This is a genomic window from Cryobacterium arcticum, from assembly GCF_003185895.1.
Classification (GTDB): domain Bacteria; phylum Actinomycetota; class Actinomycetes; order Actinomycetales; family Microbacteriaceae; genus Cryobacterium; species Cryobacterium arcticum.
In genome coordinates this window covers 18,950-35,326 of the sequence record NZ_QHLY01000010.1, presented here as the reverse complement: position 1 = coordinate 35,326, position 16,377 = coordinate 18,950, and the positions used below count along the sequence as shown (strand labels likewise).

15 protein-coding genes, 1 tRNA gene and 1 other RNA gene are annotated in these 16,377 nt (G+C 68.5%); 12 read left to right on the top strand and 5 right to left on the bottom strand.

Translation table 11 applies throughout. The features are described 5' to 3' along the window. Nucleotides 1-34: 34 nt before the first annotated feature. From CTB96_RS09370 to CTB96_RS09340, 8 genes are all read left to right on the top strand, one after another. Nucleotides 35-874, top strand: coding sequence for an alpha/beta fold hydrolase (locus CTB96_RS09370; protein WP_248283307.1), 840 nt, complete (start codon nucleotides 35-37; stop codon nucleotides 872-874). Continuing rightward, nucleotides 871-2,271, top strand: coding sequence for a sensor domain-containing protein (locus CTB96_RS09365; protein ID WP_110126673.1), 1,401 nt, complete (start codon nucleotides 871-873; stop codon nucleotides 2,269-2,271). Before CTB96_RS09370 ends, CTB96_RS09365 begins: the two co-directional genes overlap by 4 nt. 93 nt (nucleotides 2,272-2,364) lie before the next feature. Continuing rightward, nucleotides 2,365-3,114 (top strand): phosphatase PAP2 family protein, encoded by a 750-nt coding sequence (locus CTB96_RS09360; RefSeq protein WP_110126672.1) that lies wholly within the window; start codon nucleotides 2,365-2,367, stop codon nucleotides 3,112-3,114. Further along, nucleotides 3,111-4,271 carry a hypothetical protein gene (locus CTB96_RS09355; RefSeq protein WP_110126671.1) on the top strand — a complete coding sequence of 387 codons (1,161 nt, stop codon included), beginning with the start codon at nucleotides 3,111-3,113 and terminating at the stop codon, nucleotides 4,269-4,271. The genes CTB96_RS09360 and CTB96_RS09355 overlap by 4 nt, the downstream gene beginning before the upstream one ends. 73 nt (nucleotides 4,272-4,344) lie before the next feature. Beyond that, nucleotides 4,345-5,622, top strand: coding sequence for a saccharopine dehydrogenase family protein (locus CTB96_RS09350; protein WP_110126670.1), 1,278 nt, complete (start codon nucleotides 4,345-4,347; stop codon nucleotides 5,620-5,622). A gap of 121 nt (nucleotides 5,623-5,743) precedes the next feature. Then, nucleotides 5,744-6,187 (top strand): DUF805 domain-containing protein, encoded by a 444-nt coding sequence (locus CTB96_RS09345; RefSeq protein ID WP_110126669.1) that lies wholly within the window; start codon nucleotides 5,744-5,746, stop codon nucleotides 6,185-6,187. 49 nt (nucleotides 6,188-6,236) lie between these two features. Beyond that, on the top strand, nucleotides 6,237-6,377 hold the full coding sequence (locus CTB96_RS20505) for a hypothetical protein (protein ID WP_181397214.1): 141 nt from the start codon (nucleotides 6,237-6,239) through the stop codon (nucleotides 6,375-6,377). A gap of 43 nt (nucleotides 6,378-6,420) precedes the next feature. Then, a complete protein-coding gene (locus CTB96_RS09340) occupies nucleotides 6,421-7,794 on the top strand; it encodes an NAD(P)/FAD-dependent oxidoreductase (protein WP_110126668.1) in 1,374 nt (457 codons plus the stop codon). Nucleotides 7,795-7,820: 26 nt separating this feature from the next. Here the strand turns inward: CTB96_RS09340 and CTB96_RS09335 are convergent, their stop codons facing one another. Further along, on the bottom strand, nucleotides 7,821-8,363 hold the full coding sequence (locus CTB96_RS09335; protein ID WP_110126667.1) for a hypothetical protein: 543 nt from the start codon (nucleotides 8,361-8,363) through the stop codon (nucleotides 7,821-7,823). A gap of 229 nt (nucleotides 8,364-8,592) precedes the next feature. Between CTB96_RS09335 and CTB96_RS09330 the strand changes: the two genes are divergently transcribed. After that, nucleotides 8,593-8,841 (top strand): putative acetyltransferase, encoded by a 249-nt coding sequence (locus CTB96_RS09330; RefSeq protein ID WP_110126666.1) that lies wholly within the window; start codon nucleotides 8,593-8,595, stop codon nucleotides 8,839-8,841. A 17-nt stretch (nucleotides 8,842-8,858) separates the two neighbouring features. Here the strand turns inward: CTB96_RS09330 and CTB96_RS09325 are convergent, their stop codons facing one another. The 3 genes from CTB96_RS09325 to CTB96_RS09315 all read right to left on the bottom strand — a co-directional run bounded on the left by CTB96_RS09325 (nucleotide 8,859) and on the right by CTB96_RS09315 (nucleotide 12,126). Continuing rightward, complete coding sequence (locus tag CTB96_RS09325; protein ID WP_110126665.1) at nucleotides 8,859-10,148, bottom strand: RNA polymerase sigma factor; 1,290 nt, start codon at nucleotides 10,146-10,148, stop codon at nucleotides 8,859-8,861. Then, nucleotides 10,127-10,507 (bottom strand): YciI family protein, encoded by a 381-nt coding sequence (locus CTB96_RS09320; RefSeq protein WP_110126664.1) that lies wholly within the window; start codon nucleotides 10,505-10,507, stop codon nucleotides 10,127-10,129. The genes CTB96_RS09325 and CTB96_RS09320 overlap by 22 nt, the downstream gene beginning before the upstream one ends. A 191-nt stretch (nucleotides 10,508-10,698) precedes the next feature. After that, nucleotides 10,699-12,126 carry an MFS transporter gene (locus CTB96_RS09315; protein ID WP_248283306.1) on the bottom strand — a complete coding sequence of 476 codons (1,428 nt, stop codon included), beginning with the start codon at nucleotides 12,124-12,126 and terminating at the stop codon, nucleotides 10,699-10,701. A 137-nt stretch (nucleotides 12,127-12,263) separates the two neighbouring features. Between CTB96_RS09315 and CTB96_RS09310 the strand changes: the two genes are divergently transcribed. After that, nucleotides 12,264-13,298: a hypothetical protein gene (locus CTB96_RS09310; RefSeq protein ID WP_110126663.1), complete on the top strand. Its 1,035-nt coding sequence runs from the start codon at nucleotides 12,264-12,266 to the stop codon at nucleotides 13,296-13,298. 60 nt (nucleotides 13,299-13,358) lie between these two features. On the opposite strand, the gene CTB96_RS09305 is transcribed toward CTB96_RS09310, so the two are convergent. Next, nucleotides 13,359-13,446: transfer RNA gene (locus CTB96_RS09305), tRNA-Ser, on the bottom strand. A gap of 120 nt (nucleotides 13,447-13,566) precedes the next feature. Here CTB96_RS09305 and ffs point away from each other — a divergent pair. Together ffs and CTB96_RS09295 are read left to right on the top strand one after the other, a co-directional pair. Further along, an RNA gene (gene ffs, locus CTB96_RS09300) (signal recognition particle sRNA small type) lies at nucleotides 13,567-13,663 on the top strand. Between the two features lie 242 nt (nucleotides 13,664-13,905). Beyond that, nucleotides 13,906-16,377, top strand: coding sequence for a phosphoketolase family protein (locus tag CTB96_RS09295; protein WP_110126662.1), 2,472 nt, complete (start codon nucleotides 13,906-13,908; stop codon nucleotides 16,375-16,377).

The following is a 16,377-nucleotide window of genomic DNA, read 5'->3' as shown; positions in this document are numbered from 1 at the left end:
CCCCACTTTGGGTGGATATGGAAGAATCACGAAGATGAACCACACCATGTCGACCGGCCCAGACGCTCCCACCGGTGTGGCGGTGGATGTGCTCACTCGCAATGGCGTCAGTGTCTCCGGCGATGCGTCTGCGGCGCCGATCGTGTTCGGTGCCGGCTACGGCACCAGCCAGACCATGTGGCGCCTCGTTGCGCCGCAGTTCGCCGACGAACGTCGCGTGGTGCGTTTCGACCACGTCGGGTCCGGCGAATCGGATGTGTCGGCGTACGACCGCGGAAAGTACGACTCGCTGCGCGGCTATGCAGCCGACCTGCTCGAGATCCTGCGATCTCTCGACCTGCACGACGTGGTCTTCGTCGGCCATTCGGTGAGCGCCATGATCGGGGCCCTGGCCGCAATCGAGGAGCCATCCCGGTTCTCCCGGTTGATCATGCTCGGCCCGTCGCCGCGGTACCTGAATGACGAGGGCTACGTGGGTGGCTTCGAACGGGCCGACGTGGATGCGCTCCTGGATGCCCTCGAGGTCAACCACGTCACCTGGGCCAGCCAGATGGCCCCGGCGCTGATGAAAAACCCGGAGCGCCCCGAGTTGGCCGCCGAACTGGCCGAGAGCATGGCACGCACGAACACCCAGGTCGCGCAGCACTTCGCCCGGGTCACCTTTCTCTCCGATATGCGCCGCTACCTGGGAAACATCACCACACCCACCCTGATCCTGCAATCCTCAGACGATCTCATCGCTCCGCTCGAGGTCGGCGAGTACCTGCACGAGCACATCGAGGGCAGCGAACTCGTCGTGCTCGCCGCGGCGGGGCACTACGCCCACCTGTCGGACCCGGCCGAAGTCGAGCGCCAGATCCGGCGCTGGCTGTGACGCCGGACGAGGTCTCCCGGGCACTGTTCCACCACTCGCCGGCCGGGTTGTTGGCGATGTCCACCGACGGCGTCATCCGCTCCGTGAACGACACGTTTTGCGCCTGGACGGGCCAGCCACACGACGAGGTCGTCGGCGCATACTTTCCGTCCCTGCTCTCCCGTGCCAGCAAACTGATCTTCTCTACCCGGTTCATGCCGCTGCTGCAGACCCAACGCACCCTCAACGAAATGATGCTCACCCTGTCCACCAGTGACGCCGGAACCCGGGATGTGCTGGTCAGCTCGGTCCTGGACGACTCCGGCCCTGAACCCCTGATCTACGCCGCCATCTTCGACGCCGGGATCCGGCTCCGGTACGAGCGGGACCTGCTCGACGCACGGCGCACCGCCGAGACCGCCGTCTCGCGGGTGCGCATCCTGCAAGCGGCCGCAGCCGGGCTCGCACCGGCCACCACCCTCGACGCGTTCGGTTCGGCGCTGCGGGTCTCAGCACTGACCGCCACAGATGCATCCTCGGTGTCGATCGTTGTGGCCGGGCCCGACGGCACGCTGGACCTGGTCTCCGGCACGAGGCCGTTGGCAACCAGCGTTGCGTTGACCGAGCTGCAGCCGCTGCAGGAGTGCCTGCGCGACGGAGTGCCCGTGCTCTGCCGCACCCGCGCCGACATCGCGCTGAAGTTTCCCACCCTCGCGGCAGGGCTCGACCTGGAGGGGGTCGAGGCGCTGTGCATCATCCCGGTGATCGAGGACGGCACCGTCTCCGGAGCCATCGCCTGCTGGTTCCAGCGTGAGCGGGAACTCGACAACACCCTGCTCGACCTGCTCGCGGCCCTGGCCACCCAGGCGGCGCCGGTGCTCGAACGCATCCACCTGCAGCGCCAGATCGAACACCAGTCGCTGCACGACTCCCTCACCGGGCTGCCCAACCGGTTGTCGATGCAGCACCGGCTGCGCCAGCTGCTGGCAGACGCCGACCGGCACAACCGCACGGTGGCGGTGCTGTTCCTCGACCTCGACGGCTTCAAGGCCATCAACGACACCTTCGGCCATGAGGCCGGCGACCAGGTGCTGCAGCAGGTCGGGGAGCGGCTGCTGCGCACCCTGCGGGTGGGGGACACCCCGAGCCGGTTCGGCGGCGACGAGTTCGTGATCGCCTGCGACGGTGTCGATGAGGACTCCGCGCTCGAGGTGGCCCGGCGCATCCGTGAGGCCGTGAAGGAACCACTCGCCGGACTCGCCGAGGGCTCCATGGTGTCGGCGAGTATAGGCATCAGCGTCTTCACGCCCGGCGGCGCCACCCGTACCACCCCGGATGAGCTCGTGGCACTCGCCGACGAAGCCATGCTCGCCTCCAAACGCGCCGGCAAGGGCCGCGACACCCTCCGCACCGCCTGACACCTCGCCGCCCCACGACTGGCCCACCCTCGAACTGACGGAAATGGGCCAGTCACCGGGGAACTCCCGGGTGCGGCCACCTAGCATGGTCTGATGGACCCGTCGCAGAGCCCACAGCCCGATTCCGCCCCGCAGCCGACGCCGGCAGACGCCGCGGCCGACCCGGCATCCCGGCGCATCGCGCGCCGCTGGCCGCTCATCAGCGGAGGCATCGCCGTGGTGCTCGCCTTCCTGCTCGGTGCGCTGATCCTCACGCGCGGCAACGGCGCGCCGATCGAAGCGGATGCGGAGTGGATGGAAGAGATCCTCGAGCACCGCTCGCCGTTCTGGGAGGTCCCGGCGCTGGTGATGAACTTCCTCGGCGCCGGCATCGTCGGGGTGTTCGTGATCCCGATCGTGATTCTGGTGACTCTGCTCGTGCTGCGCCGGCCGTGGGCGGCACTGTTCTACCTGCTCGCCACCGTGATCAGTTCCGGCCTGGTGCAGGTGCTGAAGACCCTGTTCGGCCGAGCCCGGCCGGAGGACATGATCATCACCTCCGACTTCGGTTCATTCCCCTCGGGGCATGTCGCCAACGCGGCCACCATGGCGGTGGCGCTGGGCATCATCTTCCCCTGGGTGTGGGTGTGGATCGCAGGCGCGGTCTATACGGTGGCCATGATGCTCAGCCGCACCTACCTCGGGGCGCACTGGCTCACCGACACCATCGGCGGGCTGTTGCTCGGCGCCGGGGTGGCCGTGGTGCTGTGGGCGCCGTTCGCGGCCAAGCTCGACGGTGAGAACACCCTGGCCAGGCGCCGGGCCGCGTCGCGCGCCGCGCGCGCCGGGGCATCTGACCGGTGACCGGCGCCGACCCGTACTCCACGGCGGACGACGACTCGCTCACCAACCCCGCCGGCCTGTACGAGTTGCGGGCCAGGGCGATCCCGGGCGGCCGGGTCGAGGTCACGGGCTTCGCGGATTTTCAGACCGTGCGCGTGCGCGTGCGCGGTGCCAGCCCGCAAGGCCAGGTGTCGGTCTTCGGCGATCTCCCGCCGCATGGCGTCTACGGGCGGGAGGACGACCCGCAAGTGAACGGGGTGTTCGGTCGGGTGGACTTCGGCTGGTTGAGTCGGTTCTGGTTGACCCGAACGTCGACCTTCGACGTGATCGACAAGGCCACCCCGCAGCCCGGCTTGCTGGCGGCGGTCGACGGGCTCGATGTCGGGGTGGTGGACAGCTGTGGCACCGTCAGCCTGGCCGGGGTGCCCCAGCTTCAGGTCATCTGGCTCGGTACGGGCGATCCGGCCGGCGACGGCTGGTCACTGGATGGCTACGGGTCGTATACGAAACTGGTGGAGCGCCGCTTGGTCACCGTGGTGCGGCAGGTGGAGTGGACAGCCATCTGGCGGGATTTCACCGTGCAGATCGCCGCGATCAGTGAGGGGAAGGCGATCATCTTCGCCGGAAAGATCGGGGAGCCGCCGCCGTTTGACGCACCCGAGGTCGTTCTCGGGGGTGACCGACGCACCATCGGCTGGTCTGCCGTGGTGCCGGTGGCACAGCTGAGCTTGCGCGGCTGGACTCTCATCGAGAGCCCGTTGGGCGTCGGCGTCGTCGCCAGCAGTGTGGGCATGCTGAGAGGTCGCACCGCGCTGATGGGGCGAGTGGCTGGTCCTCACGTGGCGGGCGAGGAGCCGGCTCCGGCACCCGGCAGCGCGATCATGGCCAAGAAGGCCCGGGGCGACACCGTGACCGACGAGTACGTTCTCGTCGCGAGGAGCCAGTACTACTGGGATTGGCGCGCAACGGTGGACGAGAGCGAGGTGACCGACCTCAGGCAGATCACCGCGACCACCACCTGGTGCGGGGAGACCTACGCCGTGGAGGGTACAAACGACGAGACGGCGCAGGTGTACCTCAATCGCAGCGCCGTGGACGTGACCGAGACCACCCCGTTCGTCTACTCGGTGCGGCCGGTCGAGCGGCACGCGCTGCCCGTGGACAGCATTCACTGGTGATCGTCGGGCTGAGCGGGCACGGATCTCGGCTGCGGGGCTGACAATCGCGCTGCCTGCGCGCTAGCGTCAGGGCATGAGAATTCTCCTCGTAGGTGCTGGCGGCGTCGGAGACGCCTTCGCGAAGATCGTTGCCCGGCGCTCGTTCTACGACCAGGTGGTGGTGAGCGACTACGACCTGGGCCGGGCGGAGCGCACCATCGCCGCAATCGCGGCCCGGCACGGCGAGGAGGTCGCCGGCCGGTTCACCGCCGCGCAGATCGACGCCTCCGACCCCGATGTGGTGGCGCGGGTGGCTCGGGAACACGGCGCGACGCACGTGATGAACGCCGTCGAGCCGAAGTTCGTGCAGAGCATCTTCGCCGGGGCGCTGGCCGCCGGGGCCGACTACCTCGACATGGCGATGAGCCTGTCGGAGCCGCATCCCACCGACCCGCACGCGCAGACCGGCATCAAGCTCGGCGACGACCAGTTCGACCAGGCCAGCGACTGGGAGACCAGCGGCCGGCTCGCCCTGGTGGGCATGGGCGTGGAGCCCGGGCTCTCCGACGTGTTCGCCCGCTATGCCTCCGACCACCTGTTCAGCGAGATCGACGAGCTGGGCACCAGGGACGGCGCCAATCTCGTGGTGCGCGACGAAGAGGGCACCGAGATCTTCGCGCCGTCGTTCAGCATCTGGACCACGATCGAGGAGTGCCTCAACCCGCCGGTGATCTTCGAGAAGGACCGCGGCTGGTTCACCACCGCGCCGTTCAGCGAGCCGGAGGTCTTCGACTTCCCCGAGGGCATCGGCCCAGTGGAATGCGTCAACGTGGAGCACGAAGAGGTACTGCTAATGCCGCGCTGGCTCGATGCCAAGCGCGTGACCTTCAAGTACGGCCTCGGCGAGGAATTCATCGGAGTACTGCGCACCCTGCACCTGCTCGGCCTCGACAATGTCTCACCGGTACGGGTGCGCACCGAGAACGGCCCGGCCATGGTGGCTCCCCGCGATGTGGTGGCGGCGAGCCTGCCCGATCCGGCCACGATCGGTCCGCGCATGACCGGCAAGACCTGCGCCGGTGTGTGGGTGACCGGCACCGGCACGGATGGTGCGCCGCGGGAGGTCTACCTCTATCACGTCAGCGACAACGAGTGGACGATGGCGGAGTACGACGCCCAGTGCGTGGTCTGGCAGACCGCGCTGAACCCGGCGATCGCCCTGGAGCTGCTGGCCACCGGTGTGTGGGCCGGCAGTGGGGTACTCGGTCCAGAGGCCTTCGACGCTCAGCCGTACCTCGACCTGATGAGCGCCCCTGAACCGGCCGGATACGGCCAGGCCTGGGGCCTGGAGGAGCGCACGCCTGCCGCTTGACCCTCTCCAGAAGCCGTCTCACGGGGTCTCGACAGGCTCGACCAGCGGTGGGGCGCTGCTAGGGTGAGCCACTGCCGTCGCCCCGTTCAGGGGTGGCGCACCACCGGGGGGGACCACCACCATGCTCAGTCCGACAGCGGCCATCACATCGGTCTTTCGCAACTACGCCACGTTCTCCGGGAGGGCCACGCGCAGCGAGTACTGGTGGTTCCAGCTGTTCCAGATCGTGCTGCTCATCCTTGTGGTTCTGCTAGGCGTGCTGCCCGCCGCGGCCTCGAACGTGGCCGCCGGGGAGACCCCGCCGTCAATCGGCGCCGCGGGGGTCGCCCTGTTCGTGCTCGGTCTGGGACTGTTCCTCCCGAACCTGGCCGTGTTCGTTCGCCGGCTGCACGACATCGATTTCTCCGGCTGGTTCTACTTCCTCACCGTCATCCCCGGCTTCGGCGCCATTCTCGGCCTCATTTTCGCCCTGCTGCCGAGCAACCCGGCCGGTGCCCGCTTCGATGCCGCGCCTTACACCGGCAACGCCACCCCCACCTGGGACCCCTCGAAATACCGGTCCTAGAGCGATACCGCACTGGGCGCATCCGCCCACCGGCACTAGAGTCCTTTGCATGAGTGACGACGACTACGACCGCCATCCAGTGGGTTTCTTCGGCAAGCTGCGGGGCATGAAGGTGCTCACCTGGGTGCTGATCGTGGGGCTGCTGGCCATCACCGTTGGCGCCACCTCGCTCTTGTTCCTCTTCCAGTGACGCGCCGGTAGCGGCGAGCGCACTCCATGATCAACGGCGACGAATGATCAACGGCGACGTGTCGTTCTGGTGGCACCAGCTCGGCCGCCCGGCACCCAGGCCGCCCCTGCCGGGCACCACCCGCGCCGATGTCTGCATCGTCGGTGCCGGCTACACCGGTCTCTGGGCCGCCTACTACCTGAAGAAGGCCGCGCCGGAGCTGCGCATCGTCATCGTGGAGCAACGCTTCGCCGGCTACGGCGCCTCCGGACGCAACGGCGGCTGGCTCACCAACTCGGTCACCGGCGGCCGCGAGCAGTACCTGCGGAGCCACGGCCGACTGGCCGCCACCGACTTCCAGGCCGCGATGAACGACACCGTCGACGAGGTCATCCGCGTCGCCGCCGTCGAGGGCATCGACGCCGACATCGTCAAGGGCGGGGAGTTCACCGTGGCCTACGACCGGCCACAGCAACACCGGCTCGAGGCCGCCGTGCGCGCCGAGCAGACCTGGGCGCACACGGATGTCGAGCTGCTCACCGCTGCAGACGCCAGCACCCGGATCAACGTCGCCGGCACCACCGGGGCGATGTGGCATCCGCACTGCGCCCGCATCCACCCCGCCAAGCTTGTCGCGGGGCTCGCCCGGGCGGTCGAGGCGCTCGGTGTGGAGATCTACGAGGACACTCGGGTGCAGGAGATCACCCCGCATGCGGCCGTGACGGAGCGGGGCACCGTTGAAGCCGCCTTCGTGGTGCGCGCGACCGAGGGTTTCACCGCGGGCCTGGCCGGGTTGCACCGCGCCTGGCTGCCGATGAACTCGTCGTTGATCGTGACCGAGCCGCTGGACGCCGCGGTCTGGGCGGACATCGGTTGGCAGGGCCGCGCCACTCTCGGCGACATGGCGCACGCGTATATGTATGCGCAGCGCACGGCCGACGACCGCATCGCCATCGGCGGCCGCGGTGTGCCATACCGGTTCGGGTCGAAAACGGATTCAGACGGCCACACCCCGGCGAGCACCGTCGAGGCGTTGCGCGGCATCCTGCACAGGTTCTTCCCCGGCACCGCGGATGCGGCGATCGACCACGCCTGGAGCGGCGTGCTGGGAGTGCCGCGGGACTGGGCCGCCACCGTGGGGCTCGACCCGCGCACCGGCCTGGCCTGGGCTGGCGGCTACGTGGGCACCGGGGTGGCCACGACCAACCTGGCCGGGCGCACGCTCACCGACCTCATCCTCGGCCGGGAAACGGCGCTGACCACGCTGCCGTGGGTCAATCACCGGGTGCGCAACTGGGAACCCGAACCGCTGCGTTGGCTCGCCGTGTCCGCCCTGTACGAGGCGTACACCCGAGCCGATCGCGCCGAACTCACCCGGCGGAGCACCACGTCGCCGTTGGCGACGCTGGCCGACCGGGTGTCGGGGCGCGGCCACTGATGGCGGCTGCTGCCGGCTGCTGACGGTTACGGACCGAGGTCGACGTCCAGGTCGAGGCCGGGTTCGGCCGAATGCGGCGTTCGGCCGGTGACGCGGCGTTCGAACCAGAACAGCAGCTCCGGCCGCAGCCGGTTGAGCTCGGCGAGCGTCATCGGTTCCGGCACTCGCACGACCGGGGCGCCGAGTTCGTCGGCGACGATGTCCATAGCGCCGCGCGAATAGAACTGTCCGCGCATCCGCACCAGCAGTTGACCGTCGGCGCCGGTGACGAAGAGTTGCGGGTGGGTGTCGGTGGCGCCGCTCTGGTAGAGGTCGAGCACCACCACACTGGCGATCTGCCGGATCGGGAAGCTGGAGTACTGGCCGAAGAAGCCGCGTTCGGAGATGCCGGTGTCGTCGACCCAGATGCACGTGCGCAGAAAACCTACTAGGCCGATCCCGGCCAGGAGCATGACCACCAGCTGGGCGACAGCCACGGCGATCCACTCCCCACGCGGAATGGTGAGCCAGTAGAGAACGGCGAAAACGGGCGCGAAGAAGGCGACGATCGACAGAGTCGTCTGGCGCAAGATGTGCCCGTGCGGGCGAAGCCCTTGTGCACGCAGCGGCATAGCCGTTTTTTTCCCCACCCTCGTATCCCCCTACCGGTGTCTTTCGAGTATGCCCCATGCCTCTGTGAGTCAACAGACACCCTTTAGGGGACAAAGGCCCGCGCCCGGCGGCCGGTGGCCGCACCGAGGTCAGGTCGTAGAGTGACAGAGTGCACACGCGATGGATCGACCGGCAGGGCCGTCTTAGATGACGCATCCGGCGGTGGAATTCCTGATCGGCGCCGCGTTGGGCACCCGGGTCGTGGTGCGCACCCGCATCGACGGCGGCTACACGGATGCCCTCGGCTATCTGCGCTCCATCGACGCCACGACCTGCACGGTGGAGACCAAACGGGGCCTGGTGGACCTCGCCCTAGCCGAGGTCGTCGCGGCCAAGGAAGTGCCGCCGCCACCCCCGCCGAGGCCGCGTCGGCACGTGGGCGACCCGCTCGGCTGAGCCCTGCTCAGGCCGGCTCAGTCCGGCCGAAGGTTCTCGCTGCTGCGGTGCAGCGCCGCGCGCATCCGCTCGTCTGGAGCCAGCTCCGCGGCCCGCTGGTAGGCGGTCCGGGCAGATTCCCGCGCCCCGGCGAGCGCCAACAGGTGTGCCCGGGTGGCCCAGTACGGCTGGAACCCGGTGACCGGCGGGTGGTCGCTCGCCAGGGCGTCGAGGGTCGCCAGGCCCGTCGCGGGCCCGTCCACTTCGCCGAGCACGGCAGCGTGCGCAACCCGGGCCCCCAGAGTCGGCGAGAGCGGCAGCAGCGCGGTGTGCAGCCGCTTCAGGGCCGCCCAGTCGGTGACCCCGGTGCGCGCCCGATCGCAGTGCACCGACTGGATGGCCGCTTCGAGCTGGAACCGGCCGGGCCGGCCCAACGGTCGGGCGCGCCGCAGGTAGAGCTCGCCGCGCTCGATCAGCGCGGTATCCCAGCGGGACGCATCCTGCTCGTCGAGGGGCACAAGATCGCCGGTGGCGGAGGTACGCGCCGGCGTGCGTGACATCGACAACGCCAGCAAGGCGGCCAGGCCGAGTACCTCCGGCTGGTCGGGCAGCAGCGCCGCGAGAGTCTCGGCGAGGTAGAGCGCCTCCCCGGCGAGCGACTCCGGGCTGGCCAGCGCGGGCGGTGTCTGCCCGGCCGACCAGTCGATCGCGTAGGCGCCGTACACCGCCTCCAGCACTGCCGGCAACCGAGCCGGAAGGTCGGCGAGGGAGGGCAGCACGAACGGGATCCGGGTGGTGCGGATGCGCCGTTTGGCCCGCACCAGCCGCTGCGCCATCACCTCGGCCGGCACCGCGTAGGCGGCCGCGATCTCGGCCGCGGTGAGGCCGAGCACGGTCTGCAGCATCAACGGGGTGCGGATTCCCGGGTCGATGGCCGGATGCGCGCAGACGCAGAGCAGTTCGATCCGCTTCTCCGGGATGGCATTCTCGTCCAGGGCGTCGAGCACGTCCGCCGCCGCCGACCGCGGCCCGGCAGGAACCGTTCGGAGGTCGTCGGACTCGAGCGGAACGGTGGAGCGCACCGCCCCTGACTTCCACAGATCCCTCAGCCGGTTCCGGGCCACGGTGAGCAGCCACCCTTCTGGATTGTTCGGAACGCCGTCCTCCGGCCAGCGGGTCAGGGCGCGTTCGAAAGCGTCGGAGAGCGCATCCTCGGCGGAGGCGATGTCACCGGTGGGCGCGGCCAACACCGCGAGCAGGCGCCCGTAGGAGGCGCGGGCGGTCTGTTCCGCCCGCGCCTGGGCGGTCACGCGGCCGGTTCGCGCCATGCCCCGTCGGTGAAGATGATCGCGGAGGGGCGCACCTCGATGGCGCCGTACTGCGCGGCCGGGCACTTGCCGGCCCAGTCCAGCGCCACATCGAGGTTGGGTACCTCGATCACGAAGGTGCCGTTCAGGCGTTCCTTGGTGTCGGCGAACGGGCCGTCCTGAATCTGCAACGCGCCGTCTTTCATCGACACCGTCGTCGACGCCGACACGGGCTGCAGGATGTCGGCCGAGATGAGTACACCGGCGGCGTCGAGGGCCTTGCCGTAGGCGTCGAACGCCGCCCGGCCCCATTCCATGTCTTCCTCGGTGATGCCGGCGTCGCCGGATTCCTGGCTGATGACGAGAAGTGAATACTGCATGAGCTGTCCCCTTTCAAGCGTGATCGATAGTGACACCCCTATGACGACTGGGCCACCCCCCAATCGACACCTGGCGCCACATCTGTTGCCCGTTCGGACGATTGCGCCCGGCGCACCGGCACCACTTGTCCGCGGGGGCAACGGTTGCGGGCGGGTGCGGATACGGATGCGGATGCGGATGTGCGGTGCGGTCAGGCCGAAGGTGGGGTGTTCGCGGGATCCTCGGCCGGGGTGTCGGCGCCGACCCGGCGCGCCAGCAGCAGACCGCCGACCGCGAGCAGCGCCGAGAAGGTGAACGACGCCGTGTAGGTGGCGCTGTTGCCCAGCGGGGCCACGGCGACGAACACCACCGCGGTCGCGGCCAGGGCCAGGGCGGCGCCGATCGAGTCGGCGATCAGCAGGGCCGAGGAGTTGAAGCCCTGCTGCGCCGGCGGTGAGAGCCGCAACACGCGCCCGCTCTGCCGAGGCACGAGGGTGCCCATGCCGGCGCCCGCGACGGCCCAGCCCACGATCGCCACCAGCGGTGAGAGCGTGAGGGCGCTGGTCGCGGCCGAGGCCGCGATGGCGACGAGCAGCAGCGCACTGCCGAGCCACATGCTGCTGCGGTCGCTCAGCGCCGTGGCGTAACGGCCCTGCAGCCAGGAGGCCAGCGCCCAGGTGATGCCGGCGCACGTGAGTGCCAGCCCGGCCAGGGCGGGGGAGAGGGAGTACTCGCCCGTGAGCAGCGCGGGCAGGTACACCTCGGTGGAGAGGAACGCGCCGGAGACCAGGCCGCGGATCGTCATCACGACGGGCAGTCCGCGGCGTCCGCTGAGGGTGCCGGCGGGAAGCAGCGGGCGCAGCGCCACCCCGGCCAGCACGAACGCGGTGCCGGTGCCGAGCCAGAGCAGAACACCGGGCAGTTGCGGGGCGACGGAGGCGCAGAGCACCGCGGCGGCGGCGCCGAGGGACCACACGGTGCGGGAGATGCGCCACGGCTCGCGGGCGGTGACGGGGCGCTCCCGCTCGGCCGCCGCGATCCTGGCGAGCCCGGGCCTGAGCATGGCGACGGCGGCGAGCACCAGAACCACCACGCCCAGGAACACCCAGCGCCAACTGGCGAACTCGGCCACGAGGCCGGCGATGAACGGCCCGATCAGCGACGGCACCACCCACGCCCCGGCGAATGCGCCGAAGATAGCCGGATGCATCCGTTGCGGGTAGACCCGTGCGACCACCACGTACAGCGACACGCTCAGGGCGCCCCCGCCGAGGCCGTGCACCAGTCGGCCCACGATGAGGGCGGGCATGGTGGCGGCGGTGCCGGCGATCAGAAGGCCCACGATGAAGAGCACCACAGCGGTGAGCACCACGGGCACCGGGCCGGACCGGTCGGACCAGTTGCCGGCTGCGACCATGCCCACCACCCCCACCGCGAGCGGGCCGGAAAAGGCCACGGCGTAGAGCGATTCGCCATCGAGCGCGGCGCTGATCGTGGGCATCACGGTGGTCACCGCGAGAGCCTCGAAGGCCGCGAGGAAGATCAGGGCGAGGATTCCGACGGTGACCCAGATGAACTCTCGGCCGAAGATTGACGGCGGGCGCGTCGCTGCCGAGGCTGGCGGTATCGGAGAAGGCACGACAGCGATCGTACGACCTCAACGGCACTTGAGGTCAAGGTGATCACAATCTCCCGATCAGGCTTGATCTGACGAATCGCTAGAATGCGGATTGCCACCCCCGGTCGAGGGGCGAGTGACGCAGACGAGAAAGATCCGTGACCCGCATGCACAGTTCCTCCCGTGTGGCCGCAAACGCGGCCACGGTGTACTCGAGCGGCATCGCCGGTCGCCTTGCCGCCCTCATCGGTGGCGTGATTGCTGTTCCCCTCGCCGCGGTCGCGATTCCCCTCATCGGGTTGCGGGAAATGTTCAACATCCGAAACTCACAAGTCCTGATTGCCGTCTGCGTGGGCATCCTCGTGATCGGCGGACTGTGGGTGCTCGTGCATGTCTTTGTGACCGGACCGATTCGGTTCGAGACCGACGCTCAGAGCGTGCGTTTGCGGCGTGGCTTACGGATCACCAATGAATGGCAGCGGGCGAGCACCGATTTCGGGTCACTCGTGACCCGCCAGAGCACAAATGGCATCCCGAGCGGCTCGGTGCGCACAATCTATGCGACGACCGCGCACGAGCGGGTCGCGGTACCGGCTCGCTGGTTCGGCACGGCGCGGTTCAACGACCTGATGGCCGATCTTGCCCCGCTCGCTGCCGAGGCGCCGAGCATGACCCTCGGTGAACGGTCACACACATTCGAGCTCGATCCGAGCGCGTCGAGGCTGCAGGGAACCCGCCGGTCGATCGTGATCGTGGTGCTCGCCGGTTTTCTCATCTCTCTCGGCGTCGTGGCATTCTTTCTCGTCACCGACCCGTTCGCTGACCCGGTGGCGTTGGTTTTCGTGGCGGCGGTCGGCATTCTCGTCGCCCTGGTAGTGCTCATCGTTGTCGCCGCGAGTCGCCGGCGCACGGCTCGCATTCCTCGATCGATCTCCGTCACCACGTCGACTCTGCAGGTCGGCGATCAGGTTCTGTATTACACGCAACTCGCGAGCATCGAACTCACCCCGCCGAGCTACAGCGGCCGGGCTCGCCGGCTCACGGTCGTGGAGAAAAGCGGCACGCGCACCTCGTACCTGCTCGGCCCTGGTGCCAGCGCGGTGGGCGTGCCAGTGTTCGAGGATTACGCCGAATTCGTCGAGATGCTCGGCCGCGTCGCCCCCGCCGGCGTCGTGCGCTTCGACCTGCGATAGGGCCAGGAGCTTTCACACGAAACGGCCCGCGACACTGCCGCGGGCCGTTCGATGCTGCATTGGCGGAGAATGGGGGATTCGAACCCCCGAGGGCTTTCACCCAACACGCTTTCCAAGCGTGCGCCATAGGCCACTAGGCGAATTCTCCTGAACCGATCGTTTCGACAAAGACAACGACCAGGGAAAATCTTACCTGCTTCTGAGACGATTGCGTGACACGTGCTCGGGGGATGGGTTTGGGCGGCGGGCGAAGACGCCCTAAACTGAGGGTGGCTCCTCGCGTGGCGCTATCTCAGCCAACTCCCCCAGGACGGAAACGTAGCAAGGGTAACTGGGCTCTGGTGGGTGCGCGAGGAGTTTTACTTTGCCCGAAACACATTCAGCTGTTGTGCTGGTCACGGGCGGCTTCCACACCGCGCCGTTCGACTCCACGCTGTCGTGGGAGTGCTGCCGGCGTGTCGGGTCGGTCATCGCAGAACCGTGAACGGGAAAGCCTAGCCCCCTGTACAGCACGTGAACGGGACCAACGTCCCCCGGTGTTCGCGAAACGGCGCTCCTAGACTTGAACGGCGCAACTGCCGCGCCCACAAAACCCCTGGAGTTAGTCATGGTCGACTCGTCCGCAAACACCGCATTCACCTGGCCTAGCCGCCTTCCGCATACCCTGAGCGCCGAAGCTCTGGCCAGTGTCGACGCTTGGTGGCGCGCATCCAACTACCTCTCCGTCGGCCAGATCTACCTGCTGGACAACCCCCTGCTGCGCGAACCCCTCACCCGCGACCACATCAAGCCGCGCCTGCTCGGCCACTGGGGCACGACGCCGGGACTCAACTTCCTCTACGCGCACCTGAACCGGGTCATCCGTGAACGCGAGATCAGCACCCTCTACATCACCGGCCCAGGTCACGGCGGGCCCGGCATGGTCGCCAACGCCTATCTGGACGGCACGTACTCCGAGATCTACTCCGGCATCGACCAGTCCACCGAGGGCATCAAGGACCTGTTCCGCCAGTTCTCCTTCCCGGGCGGCATTCCCAGCCACGCCTCACCCGAGACCCCCGGTTCCATCCACGAGGGCGGTGAGCTCGGCTACGCGCTGAGCCACGCTTATGGCGCCGCGTTCGACAACCCCGACCTGCTCGTGGCCGCCGTCATCGGTGACGGTGAAGCTGAGACCGGCCCATTGGCCACCAGCTGGCACTCCAACAAGTTCGTCGACCCGATCAACGACGGCGTGGTCCTGCCGATCCTGCACCTCAACGGGTACAAGATCGCCAACCCCACGATCCTCGCGCGCATCCCCGAGAGCGAACTGATCGACCTCATGCGTGGTTACGGCCACAACCCGCACATCGTCACCGGCGGCTTCGACGGCGAGGACCCCCTCGCCGTGCACCAGCGGATGGCTCAGACCCTCGACGAGGTGCTCAACGAGATCGCCGCGATCAAGCGTGCGGCGCTCGCCGGCGACACCAACCGGCCGCGCTGGCCGATGATCATCCTGAAGACCCCCAAGGGCTGGACCTGCCCGCCCGTCATCGACGGTGTGCAGGTGGAAGACTCCTGGCGCTCGCACCAGGTGCCGCTCGTGAACGCTCGCGACACCCAGTCGCACACCGACGTGCTCGAGTCCTGGCTCAAGTCCTACCGGCCGGAAGAACTCTTCGACGAGTCCGGCGCCCCCGCCGCAACCATCTCCGCCCTCGCCCCGCACGGCGACCTGCGCATGAGCGCCAACCCGGTGGCCAACGGCGGGCTGCTGCGCCGCGACCTGCGCCTGCCCAACTTCCGGGAGTACGCGGTGGACGTGCCGAGCCCCGGAGCCACCGTCGACGAGGCCACCAAGGTGCTCGGAACCTGGCTGGCCGACGTGATCCGCGACAACCCCGACAACTTCCGCATCTTCGGACCCGACGAGACCGCATCCAACCGGCTCGCGCCGGCCGTGTACGCCGCCACCGACAAGCAGTGGAACGCCGAGTTCATCCCGGCCGACACCAACCTGGCTCGCGCCGGCCGGGTGATGGAGATGCTCAGCGAGCACCAGTGCCAGGGTTGGCTCGAGGGTTACCTGCTCACCGGCCGGCACGGCCTGTTCAACTGCTACGAAGCCTTCATCCACATCATCGACTCGATGTTCAACCAGCACGCCAAGTGGCTCAAGGTCACCCGGGAGATCCCGTGGCGCCGCTCGATCGCGAGCCTGAACTACCTGCTGTCCTCGCACGTCTGGCGCCAGGACCACAACGGCTTCTCCCACCAGGACCCGGGCTTCATCGACCACGTCGTGAACAAGAGCGCCGACGTCGTGCGGGTGTACCTGCCATTCGACGCGAACACCCTGCTGTCGATCTACGACCACTGCCTGCGCAGCGTCGACTACGTCAACGTGGTCGTGGCCGGCAAGCAGCCCGCGCCGAACTGGCTCACCATGGACCAGGCCGTCGCTCACTGCGAGCGGGGCCTGGGCATCTTCGAGTGGGCAGGCACCGAACTGCCCGGCACCGAACCCGATGTGGTGCTCGCCGCCGCCGGTGAGGTGCCCACCCTCGAGGTGCTCGCCGCCGCCGCGATCCTGCGCGAGAACCTGCCCGACCTGAAGGTGCGCGTGGTCAACGTGGTCGACCTGATGCGCCTGCAGTCCGAGGACGACCACCCGCACGGACTCGGCGACCGCGAGTTCGACGCCTACTTCACCGCCGACAAGCCCATCGTTTTCGCCTACCATGGGTACCCGTGGCTCATTCACCGTCTCACCTACAAGCGCCATGGCCATGGCAACCTGCACGCCCGCGGGTATAAGGAGAACGGAACGACGACGACGCCGTTCGATATGGTCATGCTCAACGACCTCGACCGGTACCACCTGGTGATGGATGTCATCGACCGGGTACCCGGACTCGGAGCCCGTGCCGGACTGCTACGCCAGCAGATGCAGGATGCCCGCCTGCGTGCCCGGCAATACACCCGCGACCACGGGGAAGACATCCCCGAGGTCACTGACTGGGTATGGGCTGGGAACGATGCCGCGGCAGCCGCCGTGCGCACACTGGATAGCACTGGCGGGGATAACGTATAA